The following is a 16,832-nucleotide window of genomic DNA, read 5'->3' on the forward strand; positions in this document are numbered from 1 at the left end:
GCGGCTGATAGCTTTACATCCCGGGACCGTGGCGTCCGCACTTGCGCGACCTTTCTGCCCGAACGCCCGCCCACAGATAGACGCCACCAAGCACATGCTGAAGGTGCTTGACGGCCTGACGCCCGAGGACAGCGGCTGCTTCGTCACCTATTCAGGTGAACGCTTGCCCTGGTAGCGCTCACCGGCCGGGCTCGGCTGGCTCTTGATCTCAGTCGGAGGTGGAACAGTGCAATTATCCAGGCAGCGCCGAGCACCCTCGGGATGAGGCAGCCAGCCAAATCGCGGTCGCAGGCGTGCGAAGATCGAATACGCAACGTGAAACAACGGGCGCAAGGGCATCCAGCCCAGCGGCGCAGCCCATCGACCGTGGCCTGCCGCACGCCAGCTCCAGAGCGTGGCGTCGATCCCGGTCAGCCATCGCCCGTCTGCCGTGCGCGCGTGGAGCCGCTCATTCAGTGCCTCACGACTGCGGCCCGCTGAACGTTCGTCAAAATCCGGCGCACTCACATCCACGAAGCGTAGCCGGCTTGGGTCTGCCTTTGGTGCAAGCCAGTTGATCTCCCGGGCGCACAGTGGGCAATCCATGTCGACGTAGAGTGTGAGCGGGAACATGTCCTGATCGGACATTTGGAGCCTCCGGTTTGATGTATCGAACTGTTAGAGGGCTCATCCAGGCAACCATGCTCAACCGTCGGTCGCCGAGCGAAGCGCTTTCTCAATGTCATCGTCAGCTTTGGTGACTACCGCATAGTTATAGCGACCACCTGACCAGTAGCGCGCCTTGAGCTCGCCATCACGTCGCTCCCCCTTGGGCATCATGCGGTATCCAGCGCCGGGCGGACGGATATAGAACGTTGCCGTGCGCCCTGCTCTGTCCCGGTAGAGGACCATTGCAGCTGCGCCTTGGGGGGTCGAGAGCATACGTGCCGACACCGCCTTGAAACCGGCCGGCTCGAGGTTGGGCATTTGCACGTCCCCGCCGAAGCGAACCGCAAGCCAATTGGAGAGCTCCGCGGGGTTCGTTGCGGTCATGTCCGGTGGCATGCGTCCATCGACTAGTAGCCGATATGCCTGAACAGCGTCACTCATGGGGGGATCGGCGTACGGTTGAACGCTCTCACGCGCCATCCAGCCGCCCCAACCCCCGATGCCGAGGCATAGAGCCAGGCTGGCCGCGGTCGCCAATTGCCCGCCGCGTCGGCGACGTTTTCGAGCACGTATCGCAATCGGGTCGAGCGCGGGGTTTTCTGGCCTGGAGGGTTGGCTGAGAGCTGATCGCAAGGTCCGGGCGTCTTGTAACCATCCATGCACCTGAGCAGCCAGCACCGGATCGCGAGCGAGCGCGTCATCGACGAAACGCCGCCTTTCAGCGTCGAGGCGGCCGTCCACGTACGCGTGCAGATCATGATCGGAGATGATGTTGTTCATTTCAGTAATCGCAAGGCCGGCACGGCCCGAGGCGTGCCATCGGACAGCTGCCGAAGCGCCTGCCGGGCACGGGATAAGCGAGACATGACCGTCCCTATGGGTACATTCAAAATGTCGGCAACCTCCTTGTAACTAAGCCCTTCAACGGACACCCAATAGAGCAGATGGCGTTGGTCGTCCGGCAGGGAATCGAAGGCCTTGAGTGCCGTTTCCGCCGCCACGGTGTATTCGGGAGATCGCTGTTCGGGCTCATGCGCGCCGAAGAACTCCAACATGCGCGCGTAGCGACGCGCGCTACGTCGGGAATCCAGGAAGCTCCGATAGAGGATGGAAAAAAGCCAAGGTCGCAGCGAGGCCTCTTCTCGGCGGCTGTGCCAGCGGGACAGCGCCTTTTCGAGGCTCGTCTGTACAAGATCGTCCGCGCTGGCCGATTCACGCGTCAGCCAGAGCGCGTACCGTCGCAATCCGGGGAGCTGTTCGCGCAGCGCATCGTCGAGTTCGTGACTGCCCATACGGGCTCCAACAATAAAAGGGATATGACAGATGACGTTTCTCAGGCCAGTTTATTCCCTAGGCCAATAGAACGATCCTGGGGTGGCCGTTTTCGTAGAGGCCTTCGATCGGAGTACAGGCCTGGACGAACAACGGCACTCGCCGGTCATAACATTCGTCCACCAAGGCGATGAATCGCCTGACGCTGTCGTCGTGCCTTGCCATCGAAGGTAGCGCACGATCGCCCGCTGGCACCCGCTGCGGAGCGTCTTCGGTGCCGCGCGCAATGCGCGTCTCCCTGACTTCCCCACCCAATACGGGGACTTCACTGACAAACAGCGCACAGAAGTGCTCGCACAGCTCGATATAGTCCGTCGCGGACCGTGGGGCCTGGCACAGCTCGGCGAAGGCGAACCATACGGCACGTCCGGCCTTGCCTTGAAGCCGAAGGTCACGCCGCCCTACTCCCAGCGTGGCGGGCGGCTCCAGGGCGCCAAACTGCTGCAAGGCAGCCAAGAAGCCTTCGGCATCGTTATCCGCCCAATAGCGTTGGTGGCCGTGGCCAGGGATGAGTCGATAATCGTTGCCACAGTCCAGCGCAACGACCTGAGTATTGGCTTTGATGGCTTCGATAGCCGGAAGGAAACGGTCCCGATTGAAGCCATCTTCATACAGGCCATCGGGTGGCAGATTCGAGGTCGAAACCAGAACCAGGCCCTGCTCGAAAAGCGCCTGGAACAGGCGGCCCAGCAGCATGGCATCGCCGATATCGGTGACTTGCAGCTCATCGAAGCACAACACTCGTGCCTCTTTTGCCAGGCGCTGGGCCAACGTCTTGAGTGGATCAGCCGTTCCAGTGAGAACAAAGAGCTCGCGGTGCACCCATTGCATGAAGTGGTGGAAGTGCTCGCGCCGCGCTGGAACGTCCAGGCTTTGATGAAACGCATCCATTAGCCACGTCTTGCCGCGCCCGACTGGGCCCCACAGATAGACGCCACCTGAAGGCGTACCGCTGCGGAGCGCGGTACGGCAATCGTGCAGTATCTGGACCGCGGCCGCTTGGGATGCATCGGAAACGATTGTGCCGTTCGCAATGGCAGAGTGGTAGTGATCGAGCAGCGCATGAGTCATACCGGATTATGCCTTGGATGTAGCAATAGAGGTTTTAGCCCACGGGAGAACCAAAAAAAGCTGTATTGAAACGGTTCAGCCCGGGTTCAGCGGGGATTCAGTGGCGGTTCAGTGAGCCCTAGGCACACTTGTTTGCGTTCCCCCCGATAGTCCGTAAGGAGACATCGATGAAAAAAGTAACCCTGCTCGCGTCTGCCGTGACTCTTGGCTTCGCAGCTTTCGGCGCGCAAGCGGCCGACAATTTTGCCGGTGTAACCCTCGGCAAGGCCAATGACAACATCCGTAGCTCCAGCGCTCTGAAGCAGAACCTGGACAGCCCGAACCTGGACGGCGTGATCCATCACGACACCAGCTATGGTATCCGCGCCGGTCAGACGGTGGACAATGGCCGCTATTACGGTACCTATGAATACCTCTCGGGTAGCAACAATGGCTATAAGCTGCGCCAGCAAAACCTTTACGGCAGCTACGACGTCGTTTATCCCGTCAACAACTATGGCACCAAGGTGTTCGGCGGTGGTTCGCTGGGTCTGACCAAGCTGGAATCCAACCGCAGCGGCATCAGCCGTGACAGCGACATCGGCTATCTGATCGGCGCCCAGGTCGGCGTTCTGCAGCAGGTCGCCGAGAATGCCGAAGTCGAAGCCGGTTATCGTTATACTCGCAGCAATGCGAGCACCGAAATGAGCCAGCATGGCGGTGAAAAGCTGGGTTCTCTGGACTTGCACAGCACCGAGCAGCTCTATCTTGGTGTGAACTACAAGTTCTGATCCGCTTGATCGAACAACTGGCCGGGCTGAAAGCCCGGCCTTTTCATGAGGGGAAAACAATGAAAGTGCTAGTGGTAGAAGACGAAGCCCTCCTGCGTCACCACTTGCAAACGCGTCTTAGCGAGATCGGCCACATGGTCGATGCGGTTCCCAATGCTGAGGAAGCGCTGTATCGCGCTGAAGAATTCCATCACGATCTTGCCATCGTCGATCTGGGCCTACCCGGTATCAGCGGGCTGGATCTCATTCGCCAATTACGTGGTCAGGGGAAGGACTTCCCAATCCTGATACTCACGGCACGCGGTAACTGGCAGGACAAGGTAGAAGGCCTGTCCGCAGGTGCTGACGACTATGTCGTCAAACCCTTTCAGTTCGAAGAGCTTGAAGCGCGTCTTAACGCCCTGCTCCGTCGGTCCGCCGGGTTCACTCAACCAACGATCATCGCGGAGTCGCTGACGCTTGATCTCAATCGCAAGCAGGCGCTGTGTGGCGACGTATCACTCGCCCTGACTGCATACGAGTACCGAATTCTCGAGTACCTTATGCGCCATCATCAGCAAGTGGTGGCGAAGGAGCGTCTGATGGAGCAACTGTATCCGCATGACGAAGACCGTGACCCCAACGTGATCGAGGTGCTGGTAGGACGCCTGCGTCGCAAGCTTGAAGCCCACTGTGCCATGAAGCCCATCGAAACCGTGCGCGGCCTGGGTTACATGTTCAACGAGCGCTGCCGTTGATCGAGCGATTCCGCATCATTACGAACATCTTCCGGTCACGCCGGCTCGCACGGATGTCGCTGCGGGTCCGGCTGATGCTCGGCGCAGCCTTCCTCGCCGTCGTCTTCATGCTCGCGCTGCTGACAGCGTTGCAGCGCGCCTTCGACAACACCATGCAGGGCGTTATCGAGCAACGCCTCGCAGCCGATGCCAGCACCCTGATCAGCGCTGCGCGTATGGTTGATGGTCAGCTCAGGATGCCTGAGCGGCTTCCCGATGAGGAATTCAACCTCCCGGATGCTCAACTGCTGGGCTACATCTTCGACCGGGACGGGCACCGTGTCTGGCGTTCCAGATCGGCCGAAGACGAACCCATTTATTATTTGCCCCGCTATCAGGGTGGCGTCACCGAGTTCGTTCGTACACGCGACGGTCACGGCCTCGAATATTTCGTATTCGACGTCGAGATCATCATGCCGGGATATCCGGACGCCGCGTACAGCTTCATCACGATGCAACCGGTCAGCGAATACGAAGGCATGCTGCGCCAGTTCCGCGATGAGCTCTATGTCTGGCTCGGCGGCGGACTTCTCGCACTCCTGTTGCTGTTATGGCTTGGGCTGACCTGGGGCTTCCGTTCGCTTCGCCGTCTCTCTATCGAACTGGACAACATCGAGTCGGGGCAGGAAGCGAACCTCAGCGAAGACCATCCACGTGAAATGTTGCGCCTCACACGCTCGCTTAACCGGTTGCTGGATGCCGAACATCGCCAACGAGGTCGTTATCGGCACGCTCTTGCCGATCTCGCCCACAGCCTCAAGACACCGTTGAGCGTGTTGCAGAGTGTCAGCGAGAACATCGCCAGCGAACCCGAGCACCGCGATCAGGCACGCGTGCTACAGAGCCAGATTGAACGGATGAGCCAGCAAATCGACTACCAGTTGCAGCGGGCAGCGCTTGGCAAGACTGGTCTTGTGAAGCACCAGGTCGAGTTGAAACCCATGCTGATCAGCCTGTGCAGCACGCTCGACAAGGTCTACCGCGACAAGGAAGTCCATACGATCATCGATGTACCCGAGCGTTGTATGGTGCCGATGGAGCGCGGCGCACTGATGGAGTTACTGGGCAACCTGCTCGAGAATGGCTACCGCCTCTGCCTTGGAGAGATCCGAATCAGCGCTCGGTGGCTGCCGGATGCGGCCCTGGAACTCTCGGTCGAGGATGACGGCCCGGGCATTCCGTCAGACCAGCGAGAACGTATCCTTCGTCGCGGCGAACGACTCGATGGCCAGCACCCAGGGCAAGGGATTGGCTTGGCCGTGGTGAAAGACATCATCGAAAGCTATGATGCCCAGCTCACGCTGGACAATTCCTCGCTTGGCGGTGCCACGTTCAGGGTGCGAATCGAACGCGACTAGGCTTTGTACGGGCAGTCGCCGAATCAAGGCTAGACACGGCGAAACTGCTCAGAGAAACGACGTTCTGGTGGTGAAAATGAGTGTTCTGGGCGGCCTTTGAACGCAGCATCACCGAGCCCAGACACTCATACGAAGCCTATGGCCCGAGGCGAAGGAGTCGGCGCCTGAGCCGGCTCCTGGATATCAGGGTGTAGCGGAGGTCAGGTGGTCGAACAAAACGGCCGCGCCCACTGCAATGAGCACCAGCCCGCCTGCAATTTCGGCACGCTTGCCGACAACCGAGCCAATGGTGCGGCCGAGCATGACGCCTAGCGTTACCATCAGGGTTGTAGCCAGACCGATGGATAGCGCCGCCCAAAAGATGTTCACGTCGACGAACGCCAGTGTCACGCCGACGGCCAATGCATCGAGGCTCGTCGCTACGGCCGTGACGGCCAATAACCAGAACGAATGTTGCGTCTTGGGTTCGCATTCTACGTCCGGCTCACCGATGCCTGCCCAGATCATGTGAACCCCGAGCGCAGACAACAGCGCGAACGCGATCCAGTGATCCCATTGCGAGACGTAGTGAGACGCAGCAAGCCCTATAGCCCAGCCAATCAGCGGCGTGATGGTTTCGATAACACCGAAGATCAATCCCGTGCGCAGCGCCTCTCTGAACGGAGGCTTGTGCAACGCGGCACCCTTCCCCACGGCGGCTGCAAACGCATCCGTCGACATGGCGAAGGCAAGAAGGGCTATGGAGGCTACATTCATGGTTCTAATCCGGCCGGGCTCGAGTCCACGACATATCCGCGCGCCCGACCTTGGCACAGGAATGTCGATGGTCTCGCCAACCGAACGGTGCACGTGCCATGGCAGGTTGCCAAGAATGTTGACACGTGCGCTGCGGGCACGGGCTCCGCAGCAGGCTACTCCCCAAAGAAGGCCGTCACTTTATTCGATCGGACCGATGATTGCCAGCCGTATTGCCGCCCCAACTCCCATGTTAGAGCGGCAACACGGCAAACGGAGCGCGTCCCCGTGCGGAGTCGGGCCTCGTTATTCGAACGGCTCCAGTTCGATCCAGGTCGGCGCATGGTCGCTGGCCTTGGGCTCCCCACGCACCCAGCGGTCCACGCCGGCGTCCAGCAGCCGCGCTTTCACATCCGGGCTCAACAACAGATGGTCAATTCGTAACCCAGCATTACGCGCCCAGCGATTCCTGAAGTAATCCCAAAATGTGTAGACACGATCGTCGCCCAACTGATGACGCAGAGCATCGGTCCAGCCCTGGTCCAACAGGCGCTCGAAACATGCTCGGCTCTCCGGCTGTAGCAGTGCGTCCTTCTGCCAGGAGCGCGTTGAGTAGATATCGAGATCGGTGGGTACCACGTTATAGTCGCCGGCCAGCACGACCGGGTGGCCGCTGTCGAGCAAGGACTGGGCATGCTGGATAAGGCGCTCGAACCAAGCGAGCTTGTAGTCGAATTTCGGTCCCGGCTGGGGGTTTCCATTAGGCAGATACAGACTCGCCACAATGACGCCATGCGCAGCGGCCTCCAGGTACCGACTCTGCTTGTCCTCCGGATCGCCGGGCAGCCCGCGTCGAATTTCTAGTGGCTGCATGTCCCGCGCAAGGATGGCGACACCATTCCATGACGGCTGGCCATGCCATATGACGCCGTACCCCGCCGCTTCTATCTCGGCAGCGGGAAACTTCTCGTCGGCGGCTTTCAGCTCCTGCAGACAGGCAATGTCGGGACGTTCCTTTTCCAGCCAGGCCAACAGTGCGGGTAACCGCGAACGGACGCCATTGATGTTGAAGGTCGCGATCTTCAGCCGGCTCATCGCGTTCAGACCTTAACGATGAGTTTGCCGACGTTCTTACCCTCGAGTAAGCCGGCGAACGCTTCGGGCGCTTTTTCCAGGCCGTCGACGATGTCTTCCTTGTATTGAACCTTCCCGGCTGCGACCCATTCGCCCATCTCTCGGGAAAACTGCGCCTGCTGGGCTTCGACGAACTCGGTCTGGATGAATCCACGGATGGTCAGACTCTTGCGCAGCACGGCGCCCATCAACGCAGGCAAGCGGTCGGTGCTTTCTACGGGCCCTTCGTCGTTGTAATGCGCGACCAGTCCGCACACTGGTACACGGGCGAATGTATTAAGCAGGGGAAACACCGCGTCCCATACAGGACCGCCCACATTCTCGAAGTAAACGTCGATACCGTCCGGACATGCGGCCGCAAGATCTTCGGCAAAGGTTTCGGAGCGATGGTCAACCGCAACGTCGAACCCGAACGCATCTTTCAGAAGTTTGCACTTTTCCGGCCCGCCCGCGATACCGACGGCGCGCGCACCTTTCAAACGTGCGATCTGGCCGACAGCCGAGCCAACAGGCCCACTTGCTGCGGCAACGACCACCGTCTCACCTGCCTTGGGCTGGCCGATGGTGAGAAGTCCGCTATACGCAGTGAACCCTGGCATTCCCAGCACGCCGAGCGCTGTCGTCACCGAAACTTTCGAAGCATCCAGCTTGCGCAGTTGCTTCCCGGCCTCGATGGCGTGCGTCTGCCAACCGGAATAGGACAGCACCTGATCGCCCTTCGTAAAGCCGGAATCCCTGCTTTCGATCACTTCACCCACTGTACCGCCGACAATGACGTCACCGATATCCAGCGGTGGCGCGTAGGACGGTGCGTCACTCATACGGCCACGCATGTAGGGATCAAGGGAGAGATAATTGATCTTCAGCAGGACCTGACCGTCCTTGAGCTCACCGAGCGCCTGCGTTTCGGTACGGAAATTCTCTGCTGTTGGCCGGCCTTTTGGCCGGGAGGCGAGAACAATACGTGTGCTTTCGACGCTGGACATGTGGTTCCTCGTTCAGATTGATTGGCGGGGCCCTGGGGCGGTGCATGACGCGGGCAACGTCGATATTTTTCCGGCGGGCCTGGACCACCGACACGGTAGGCGCGACGGCTAGTGCGAGTACCCAGTAGACGCAGCGGATTCCGTCAATGTTCCGTCTAGTAGTGCGCCCGAAGTGCTCGTGCCATCAGCCCGCCTGCCTCAACGCCGGTTCAGGTGATTTCGGCCGTAAACGTCAGGCCCCATAGCCTCTATCTGGTCGTCGATCATTCGTTCGAATGGCACCAACGCCGAATCGAAACATGCCGGGGATTCGAGCAGATTGAGGGCCCGGACCACCGCCTCGATCGTCGCAAGGGCCCCCGGGCCCGGCGCCTTGCGCAGGCGGTATCGGCTATCCGCGCCGGAAGGCAGCGTCAAGCGAGGCAGGCCCTCCAAGAAAGGATCCAGGTGCAGCAGCTTGCGCGCTTTTCGCCACGTGCCGTCGGGTACGATCAACAGCAGTTCATCCGGCACGATCGCAAGGTCCGGCCCGAGCGTTTGAGCGTGTTCACCGGGGAAGAGCAAATACGGCCGCCGACCACTGGATCGGCACTGCGCTTCAAGGTCCGGAAAAAGCTCGCCAATGCGCAGCTCGGCGTTTTGCAGCCCCATCGCGGCCAGACGCGCGGTGTTCAAGGCGTGGCGTTGCTCGGAGGGATGCTGCAACAGAAGGATGCGCGTCCGGCTCGGAAGGCTCGGTATGAGCGAACAGAGGCAGCGATCGAAGGGGCGGATGCAGCTCGGGCAACGAGAAGGGAACATGGGGCCGGAAACGAATGACGGTCAGTCAAGATGCCCAAGCGGCGCACGCCTTGCAAGCGTGCGCCGTGCGGGAATGCCTAGCGGTTGAAACGCTCGGCCAGACTGTTGAGATAACCGGCCATCTGCTCGAGCTCCTTGCTGATTTGCGCGCCCTGCTGGGCTTGCGATGCGCTGGTATCGGAGAGCTCGGCGATCCGGGTGATCTGCTGATTGATGTCTTCGGCGACGTGGCTCTGCTCTTCCGACGCAGCGGCCATCTGCTGACTCATTGCAGTGATGCGCGACACGGCGCTACTAATACCCTCCAGTGCCTCGCGGACCTCCTCCACGCTTGTCACACTTGACTGCGCTACGGCCTCGCCACGGCTGGCAGTGTCGACGGCATGCTCAGCGCCCGAGCGTAACGAAGAGACGATCTGCTGGATCTGCTCGGTGGATTCACGGGTTCGCGCCGCGAGCGCACGGACTTCATCAGCAACCACGGCGAAACCACGCCCCTGTTCACCGGCCCGCGCCGCTTCAATCGCTGCGTTCAGTGCCAGCAAGTTGGTTTGGTCTGCAATCGAGGCGATGGTATCGGTTACGCCACCGATCGAGCGCGTGGATTCGGCCAGCTCATGGACGGCCTTGCCAATATCCCCGACAGCTTGCGCCATATGGTGGATTGCATTCAGGCTGTCGCCCGCAAGGCCACGCCCTTGCTGGGCGAGGCGGTTGGCATCTTCTGCAGCCTGCGCCGTTGCCTGGACGTTGTGCGTTACTTCCTGGATGGTTGCAGCCATCTGATTGATCGCCGCTGCTGACTGATCGGTTTCGTTTCGTTGACGATCGATCAGGTCCGCACTGGACACCGACAAGCCGGCGGACTGCATGGCGCGCTCACGCACGTTTTCAGAGGCGTCCTCAAGGCGGGTCAACGCCGTTTGCAAACGCGCCTCTTCACTGAAGATGGCCAGGTCCAGCTGAGCCTGGATCCCAGGACTGTCGCTGTACGTAAGTGCAACGACCGGGCTCGTGAACGCTTTCGGGTGCTCCGACAGGGTCGCCTGCACATTTTGGTGCGCTCGGTAGAGCTGGTATCCAGCCAGCGCGGCCAGCGCGGCGACCAGCAGCGTGATGAACGCAGCGTGCGGCAATAATGAGTCGCCAATCAGCAACACCGCGGCAGCCAGGATAAACGCCCATGAGAAACCGGCTGCATTCGCGATGCGCTTTCCAACACTTACCGCAGGCTTACCCGCCCGAAGTCGAGCGTAGAGCGCCTCTGCTCGTGCTTTCTGGCGCTCCGTGGGCAGGGAGCGCACCGACTCGTAGCCAACGATCTTGCCGTTTTCGAGAATGGGCGTCACATACGCGCTTACCCAATAGAAGTCGCCATTCTTGGCGCGGTTCTTCACGAGCCCCATCCAGGGCCTGCCCTGCCCCAAGGTCTCCCACATTTCCTTGAATACCGGAGCCGGCATGTCAGGGTGCCGAACGAGGTTGTGCGGCTGTCCAATCAGCTCATCACGTGTGAATCCGCTGATGGCAACGAAAGCATCGTTGCAGTAGGTAATTTTGCTGGACAAGTCAGTCGTCGAGATAAGCCGCTCCTCGGACTGAAAGCTGCGCTCGCGCGTCGTGACTGGCAGGTTATTTCGCATTGGCCCATTTCCTGGTAACCGGAACATTTCTAGGTATAGCAGCGAGTCCCAGGCGTCGCGGTACCCTGGCGAACTGTGACGAGGTAGCCGTCCGCCTGCGCATCGCTGGTAAATAGTATGTCGCCCTCGTATCGACGAACTTTAGCTGGCGATGCCTGTCGTGCATTAGACTTTAGTCCTTCGGAGGGCCTCGTTCTGGCGAGGGAAACGCCTCGTAAACAAACAGAGGTTTGGCCCGTCTGAAACTGCTGCGTAGTGCCTTCGTGACCTATTAGCGCCAAGCGATATTCAGGCGCATACTCGAGGGCGTGATCCATGGACGGCTGACGGCGCTGCGGAGTGGCAGCGGTAAAGCGACGGTCTCGTACCGCTCGGCCAGCGCCGAGTCGTCGATCCGTGGCAGCGGAGGACCAGATTATGTACCAGGTAGTACAAAGTCAGGGAAACCATCGAGCTCACTGCGGTGTCTGTATCCGTACGACGCAACTCATGGAAGATTCAATGTACCTCAAGGACACGCCAGGGCTCCGCTCATGCGTAGAGCAGCCCACATCTGCAAGCCGCCGACGTCTACAAAACCCCGACCCTACAGAGGGCACGTTCGCCAGTCGGCGTCTCCGCCAAATCCTACCCGGACGTTATTGCGTATTTAGATAATGCAATAGCGCCGCTTAGTTATTTTTTTAAACTCACCCCGAAGTGAGCCGGCATAAATTTGCCTAAAGTTTATTATAACTTTTATCGTGACCCTACCGATCGTCGCCAATAGGTAAGATACCGAACTTAATTTGCATTCAAACGTCGTATGAGCACTTGCTTCTACTCGCTGTTTGAGCAATGCTTTCGCAACCGGTTAGCTCGTTCTAACCACTCCAACAGTGTTGTCTCTTCTTATTAGGTTTTACATGGAAGGTGCCTATGAGTTTCGCTGATTGCATTCAAGATCTTGAAAGTACCAACGCGCTGTGCGCTATTAACGATGGCGCCACTCGTGGCTACAGCTTCGGGGAAGTGCTGAAGCGCCTTTTTGGTCGCGCAGCGATCGAGCCTTCCGCGGTGGAAGCTGAGCCGCTGAACGTTCAAACCAATAAAGCTTTGCAGGGATGATGACCATGAGCTTCGCAGAATGCATGTCTGACCTCGACGCCACAAACGTCAACGCCGCCGACCTACCTCGAAACACTGTTCGTTTCATCGACATCCTGAAGGCCTTTGCGCGCATGCTCGCACCGCGCGCCCGCTTCGATCGTCGGCTGAACAATGGTTCTACGCTTTCCTGACCGCTATAAAAACAATCAAGATAGGAACTACGCCATGAGCTTCGCCGACTCGATGCAGGATCTGGAAAATACCAACACCCATAGTGAGATCCAGATAGACAAAGACCGTCCGAACTGGTTCGCGCGTTTGCTTCAATCGCTGCTCTCGCCTAATAAGGGGCGCGAAACTACGGTGAGCCACTCCACAACGCCAACGCCACTTTGAGGGCGTCATGAAGAATGCGTGACGCCTTGCACTAAGACGATCTAAACGTCTTGCTTTTTGGCCCACGCATTCGAAATCGATGTTGGATATCGGCCGCGTCAGTTGAAGCGAAATCCATCACTAAGCTGGAGTTGTGGCTTAACTAAACGCAGTGCTCTTAAAGCTTTACATTAAGTATCTTAGGCAACTGCCTGACGTGCAAACGCACGGATCCGTCCGGATTATGTAGGCCTTTTAATCCGGCCATATGATGGCAGCTCGCGCTGTGAGACAATGCGTCGAACTGGAGCTACGGTCCCGCCGGTAGTTTCCCATTCCGCCTGACATCGGTAACGTCTCCCCGGGCCTTCAGCGCCCTCGTTATCGCTGGTACTCGCACTCTCACGTATTTGTAGGTAGTCCTTTGATCTCCACCGCCAATATCACCATGCAGTTTGGCCCCAAGCCGCTGTTCGAAAACGTGTCCGTGAAATTCGGCAACGGCAACCGCTACGGCCTCATTGGCGCAAACGGATGCGGAAAGTCGACATTCATGAAGATTCTTGGCGGGGAGCTGGAGCCATCAGGCGGCCAAGTGATGCTGGAGCCCAACGTACGTCTCGGCAAGCTGCGTCAGGACCAGTTCGCCTACGAAGAGCACAGCGTCATCGATACCGTCATTATGGGCCACCATGAACTGTGGACGGTCAAGGCAGAGCGCGATCGCATCTATTCCCTTCCTGAGATGAGCGAGGAGGATGGTATGAAGGTCGCAGAACTGGAAGTCGAATTCGCTGAATTCGACGGTTACACGGCCGAGTCCCGGGCAGGCGAACTGCTGTTAGGTCTCGGCATCCCGCTGGACCAGCATTTTGGCCCGATGAGCGCGGTCGCGCCTGGATGGAAGCTCCGTGTACTGCTTGCTCAGGCGCTGTTTTCCGACCCCGAAGTACTGCTGCTCGACGAACCTACCAACCACCTGGATATCAACACCATCCGCTGGCTTGAGGGTGTGCTGACTGTCCGCAACTCCACGATGATCATCATTTCCCACGATCGCCATTTCCTGAATAGCGTCTGTACCCATATGGCGGACCTGGATTATGGTGAGCTGCGCCTCTTCCCAGGCAATTACGACGAGTACATGACAGCGGCTGAACAGTCCCGAGAACGGCTGCTTGCAGACAACGCCAAGAAAAAAGCTCAGATTGCCGAACTGCAATCCTTCGTCAGCCGCTTCTCTGCGAACGCTTCCAAGGCCAAACAGGCCACCAGTCGCGCGCGTCAGATCGACAAGATTCAACTGGAGGAAGTCAAACCGTCCAGTCGCGTCAGCCCGTTCATCCGCTTCGATCAGCACAAGAAGCTTCATCGGCAGGCTGTCACGCTGGAAAAGCTGACACAGGGCTACGATGGCAACCCGCTGCTTCGCAACCTGTCTCTGCAGATCGAAGCCGGCGAGCGCGTTGCCATCATCGGTCCGAACGGGATTGGCAAGACGACACTGCTACGTACGCTTGTTGGCGACATGCTGCCCATGGAAGGCGAAGTGAAGTGGACGGAGAGCGCCGACGTTGGTTACTTCGCGCAGGACCATGCCGAGGACTTCGAGGACGATTGCACCCTATTCGACTGGATGAGCCAGTGGACGCAAGGTGGGGAGCAGCTCGTCCGCGGCACGCTAGGCCGGATGCTCTTCTCGAACGATGACATCAAGAAGTCAATCAAGGTCATATCCGGTGGTGAGCAAGGCCGAATGCTGTTCGGCAAGCTCATTCTCAAGCGCCCGAATGTGCTGGTGATGGACGAGCCAACGAACCACCTCGACATGGAATCGATTGAAGCGCTCAACCTTGCGCTCGACAACTACCCCGGCACACTGATCTTCGTCAGTCATGACCGAGAGTTTGTCAGTTCGCTCGCGACGCGCATTCTTGAGATCAACGAGAACGGCATTACTGACTTCTCCGGCACGTACGATGACTACCTGAAAAGCCAGGGCATTATCGTCTGACCCCTTCTCGCCCTGCATCCGGCCGCTCCAGTTGCAGGGCGATGTTTTGCCAAACCTTTCAATACCCTGGTTTAGCCGCCATGATGGGAGCGCCCTGCTCGCACATGCGCCTAGAACATGCCCAAATCAGAACAACAGCATTCGCAAACACGCTCCATCCTTTCGATCGTCATCTATACCTTTATCGGCTTCCTCTGCGTAGGGGTTCCGCTGGCGGTTCTGCCCGGATATGTAAACGATGATCTGGGCATGGGCTCGCTGTTGGCGGGCATCATCATCAGTGCCCAGTACGTTTCCACGCTTCTGACGCGCCCCCTCGCTGGGAACGTGGCCGATCGCCTCGGCCCGAAACGTGCCGTTGTCCTTGGCCTGGCAGGCTGCGGTGCAAGCGGGATGTTCACATTGCTTGCGACCTCTCTTGAGCAGTGGCCGGTCGTCAGTCTCATCCTGCTACTGATCGGTCGGATCATCCTCGGAGCGGCTCAGGGTATGGTCGGGACGGGAAGCATCAGCTGGGCGATCGGCCGTGTTGGTGCAGACAACACAGCCCAGGTTATATCCTGGAACGGCATCGCGGCCTATGGCGCCATGGCGGTAGGCGCTCCACTGGGTGTACTAATGGTATCCACGCTCGGGATCTGGAGCATGGGATCGTTCATTCTGGCGAGCTCGGTGATTGCGCTATTAATGGCGCGTAACCGCACGCCTGCTCCCATCATTCCAGGCGAGCGCATGCCCTTCGGCAGCGTGCTACTCAAAGTCGCCCCGAACGGAATCGGGCTGGCGCTGGGATCGATCGGGTTCGGCACGCTCGCAACATTCATCACGCTCTATTACCAAAGCCTCGGTTGGCAAAATGCGGCTTATTGCCTGACTGCGTTTGGCTTTGCATTCATTGGTGCGCGCTTGATATTCGCACGGTCCATCAAGCGCATCGGCGGATATCGCGTCGGGATCGCATGCCTTGGTGTTGAAACGCTGGGCCTGCTGATGCTCTGGCTGGCGCCGATACCTGAACTTGCGCTACTGGGTGCGGCACTGACCGGTTTCGGGCTATCGCTGGTCTACCCTGCACTCGGCGTGGAGGTGATATCGAGGATACCAAGTTCGAGTCGCGCGGCCGCGCTTGGGGCCTACGCGGTCTTCTTCGATCTTGCGCTCGGTGTAGCAGGGCCGCTGATGGGGTTCATCGCCTCTCACCTAGGCTTCGCCAGTATTTTCCTTACCGCTGGCCTCATGTCCTTCGCAGGAATGCTGCTGAGCATTGCCCTGTATCGAAAGAGTCGAGATAGGCGTCCGCTTTCCGAGAACGAGGTCGCCAATAGCTGAAGGCGCCGCGCCGCCAGCGAGCCTGCCCGACTGGCCCGCGGCTTGCGTGCCTCAGGGATAACCGAGGATCACGCTTGCGATACGCCCGCTCAGGAAAAGGTAGTCGAACCATACATATTGGTGAATTAGCACGATCAGCCAGCACATGGCCTGATAGGAGAGTTTGCGCGTCTTGTGCCTGAACTGCTGCTGAGCCACGAGCGAGCCTGGCCACCCGCCCAACAGTTCGACGAGATGGAGGGCTGCTTCCGGCGTGCGCCGTTGTTTCTTGTAAGCTCGACGTTTGTCGTCATAGAAAAGGAAGACGGCCAGAGCGCTGAGCGCCACGTAGGCCAGGGCCGGGACGAAGTGGCCCATGCGGGCCATCATGACGAGGCCAAGCACTGGCAGGAGACAGGCCGCAATGAACGCTGCGATCTTGAGCGGCAGGTAAGCGATCGATCCTGGCCGACGTTCAGGACGCTCCGGACGCTGCACTCGCGGTTCTGGATCGTTGACCGACTTGAGCTTGCGGCGGATCGAGCGCTCGTCGAACGCTGAACTTCCTTCTGGCCGCGCGTGCTCGGCGCGTTGGCGACCCTTGCGATCCATGCTGGCAATGAAAAGGAGCGGATCGCCCACCGAGGGGCGACGCCCGCCCCGTACGGCAGAGATGTGAAGGAACACCTCGCCGTATCCCTCGTCTGGCGAAATGAAGCCATAGCCCTTTTCGTCGTCCCAGGTTTTGAGTATTCCGCGAAGTTCGGTTGAAGCCATTACATTAACCCTTTT

Annotated in this window: 18 protein-coding genes, 1 pseudogene and 1 riboswitch; of the genes and pseudogenes, 8 read left to right on the forward strand and 11 right to left on the reverse strand. The window is 59.1% G+C overall.

Features of this window, described 5'->3' with window-relative positions:
* Positions 1–147: 147 nt before the first annotated feature.
* Genes ACY8D3_RS09370 through zapE form a run of 4 tightly spaced genes read right to left on the reverse strand, consistent with a single transcriptional unit; the run spans position 148 to position 3,051 of the window.
* Entirely contained in the window at positions 148–627 is a 480-nt protein-coding gene (locus tag ACY8D3_RS09370) for a thiol-disulfide oxidoreductase DCC family protein (RefSeq protein WP_462383634.1), read from the reverse strand.
* A 57-nt stretch (positions 628–684) separates the two neighbouring features.
* A complete protein-coding gene (locus ACY8D3_RS09375; protein ID WP_462383636.1) occupies positions 685–1,428 on the reverse strand; it encodes an anti-sigma factor family protein in 744 nt (247 codons plus the stop codon).
* Entirely contained in the window at positions 1,425–1,940 is a 516-nt protein-coding gene (locus ACY8D3_RS09380; protein WP_462383638.1) for a sigma-70 family RNA polymerase sigma factor, read from the reverse strand. Before ACY8D3_RS09380 ends, ACY8D3_RS09375 begins: the two co-directional genes overlap by 4 nt.
* A 58-nt stretch (positions 1,941–1,998) precedes the next feature.
* A complete protein-coding gene (zapE, locus tag ACY8D3_RS09385; protein WP_462383640.1) occupies positions 1,999–3,051 on the reverse strand; it encodes a cell division protein ZapE in 1,053 nt (350 codons plus the stop codon).
* Between the two features lie 167 nt (positions 3,052–3,218).
* Here zapE and ACY8D3_RS09390 point away from each other — a divergent pair, with 167 nt between their 5' ends.
* From ACY8D3_RS09390 to ACY8D3_RS09400, 3 genes are read left to right on the forward strand one after another with little or no spacing between them, the layout of a single operon-like run.
* Positions 3,219–3,821 (forward strand): hypothetical protein, encoded by a 603-nt coding sequence (locus ACY8D3_RS09390; RefSeq protein ID WP_462383642.1) that lies wholly within the window; start codon positions 3,219–3,221, stop codon positions 3,819–3,821.
* A 59-nt stretch (positions 3,822–3,880) separates the two neighbouring features.
* Entirely contained in the window at positions 3,881–4,558 is a 678-nt protein-coding gene (locus ACY8D3_RS09395) for a response regulator (RefSeq protein ID WP_462383644.1), read from the forward strand.
* 53 nt (positions 4,559–4,611) lie between these two features.
* The gene (locus ACY8D3_RS09400; protein ID WP_462384320.1) at positions 4,612–5,955 is read left to right on the forward strand and encodes an ATP-binding protein; all 1,344 of its coding nucleotides are present in this window, start codon (positions 4,612–4,614) and stop codon (positions 5,953–5,955) included.
* A gap of 183 nt (positions 5,956–6,138) precedes the next feature.
* Here the strand turns inward: ACY8D3_RS09400 and mntP are convergent, their stop codons facing one another.
* The 6 genes and pseudogenes from mntP to ACY8D3_RS09430 all read right to left on the reverse strand — a co-directional run.
* Positions 6,139–6,711, reverse strand: coding sequence for a manganese efflux pump MntP (mntP, locus tag ACY8D3_RS09405; RefSeq protein ID WP_462383646.1), 573 nt, complete (start codon positions 6,709–6,711; stop codon positions 6,139–6,141).
* Positions 6,712–6,720: 9 nt separating this feature from the next.
* Positions 6,721–6,887, reverse strand: a riboswitch (yybP-ykoY riboswitch).
* Between the two features lie 109 nt (positions 6,888–6,996).
* Complete coding sequence (locus ACY8D3_RS09410) at positions 6,997–7,785, reverse strand: exodeoxyribonuclease III (RefSeq protein ID WP_462383648.1); 789 nt, start codon at positions 7,783–7,785, stop codon at positions 6,997–6,999.
* Between the two features lie 5 nt (positions 7,786–7,790).
* The gene (locus ACY8D3_RS09415; protein ID WP_462383650.1) at positions 7,791–8,810 is read right to left on the reverse strand and encodes an NADP-dependent oxidoreductase; all 1,020 of its coding nucleotides are present in this window, start codon (positions 8,808–8,810) and stop codon (positions 7,791–7,793) included.
* A 198-nt stretch (positions 8,811–9,008) separates the two neighbouring features.
* The gene (locus tag ACY8D3_RS09420) at positions 9,009–9,611 is read right to left on the reverse strand and encodes a tRNA-uridine aminocarboxypropyltransferase (protein ID WP_462383652.1); all 603 of its coding nucleotides are present in this window, start codon (positions 9,609–9,611) and stop codon (positions 9,009–9,011) included.
* Positions 9,612–9,688: 77 nt separating this feature from the next.
* On the reverse strand, positions 9,689–10,708 hold the full coding sequence (locus tag ACY8D3_RS09425) for a methyl-accepting chemotaxis protein (RefSeq protein WP_462384321.1): 1,020 nt from the start codon (positions 10,706–10,708) through the stop codon (positions 9,689–9,691).
* 228 nt (positions 10,709–10,936) lie between these two features.
* Positions 10,937–11,281: pseudogene (locus ACY8D3_RS09430) on the reverse strand (PAS domain-containing protein); the annotation flags it as partial.
* Positions 11,282–12,172: 891 nt separating this feature from the next.
* Between ACY8D3_RS09430 and ACY8D3_RS09435 the strand changes: the two are divergent.
* From ACY8D3_RS09435 to ACY8D3_RS09455, 5 genes are all read left to right on the forward strand, one after another.
* Positions 12,173–12,361 (forward strand): hypothetical protein, encoded by a 189-nt coding sequence (locus tag ACY8D3_RS09435; protein WP_462383654.1) that lies wholly within the window; start codon positions 12,173–12,175, stop codon positions 12,359–12,361.
* 5 nt (positions 12,362–12,366) lie between these two features.
* The gene (locus ACY8D3_RS09440; protein WP_462383656.1) at positions 12,367–12,534 is read left to right on the forward strand and encodes a hypothetical protein; all 168 of its coding nucleotides are present in this window, start codon (positions 12,367–12,369) and stop codon (positions 12,532–12,534) included.
* A 34-nt stretch (positions 12,535–12,568) separates the two neighbouring features.
* Positions 12,569–12,739, forward strand: a complete 171-nt coding sequence (locus ACY8D3_RS09445; protein WP_462383657.1) for a hypothetical protein — start codon at positions 12,569–12,571, stop codon at positions 12,737–12,739.
* 403 nt (positions 12,740–13,142) lie between these two features.
* Positions 13,143–14,732 (forward strand): ABC-F family ATPase, encoded by a 1,590-nt coding sequence (locus tag ACY8D3_RS09450; RefSeq protein ID WP_462383659.1) that lies wholly within the window; start codon positions 13,143–13,145, stop codon positions 14,730–14,732.
* A 117-nt stretch (positions 14,733–14,849) separates the two neighbouring features.
* Positions 14,850–16,061: an MFS transporter gene (locus tag ACY8D3_RS09455; RefSeq protein WP_462383661.1), complete on the forward strand. Its 1,212-nt coding sequence runs from the start codon at positions 14,850–14,852 to the stop codon at positions 16,059–16,061.
* A gap of 51 nt (positions 16,062–16,112) precedes the next feature.
* Here the strand turns inward: ACY8D3_RS09455 and ACY8D3_RS09460 are convergent, their stop codons facing one another.
* Positions 16,113–16,817, reverse strand: coding sequence for a DUF1294 domain-containing protein (locus ACY8D3_RS09460; protein WP_462383663.1), 705 nt, complete (start codon positions 16,815–16,817; stop codon positions 16,113–16,115).
* Positions 16,818–16,832 lie beyond the last annotated feature (15 nt).

This window comes from Pseudomonas sp. Marseille-QA0892 (assembly GCF_054950135.1).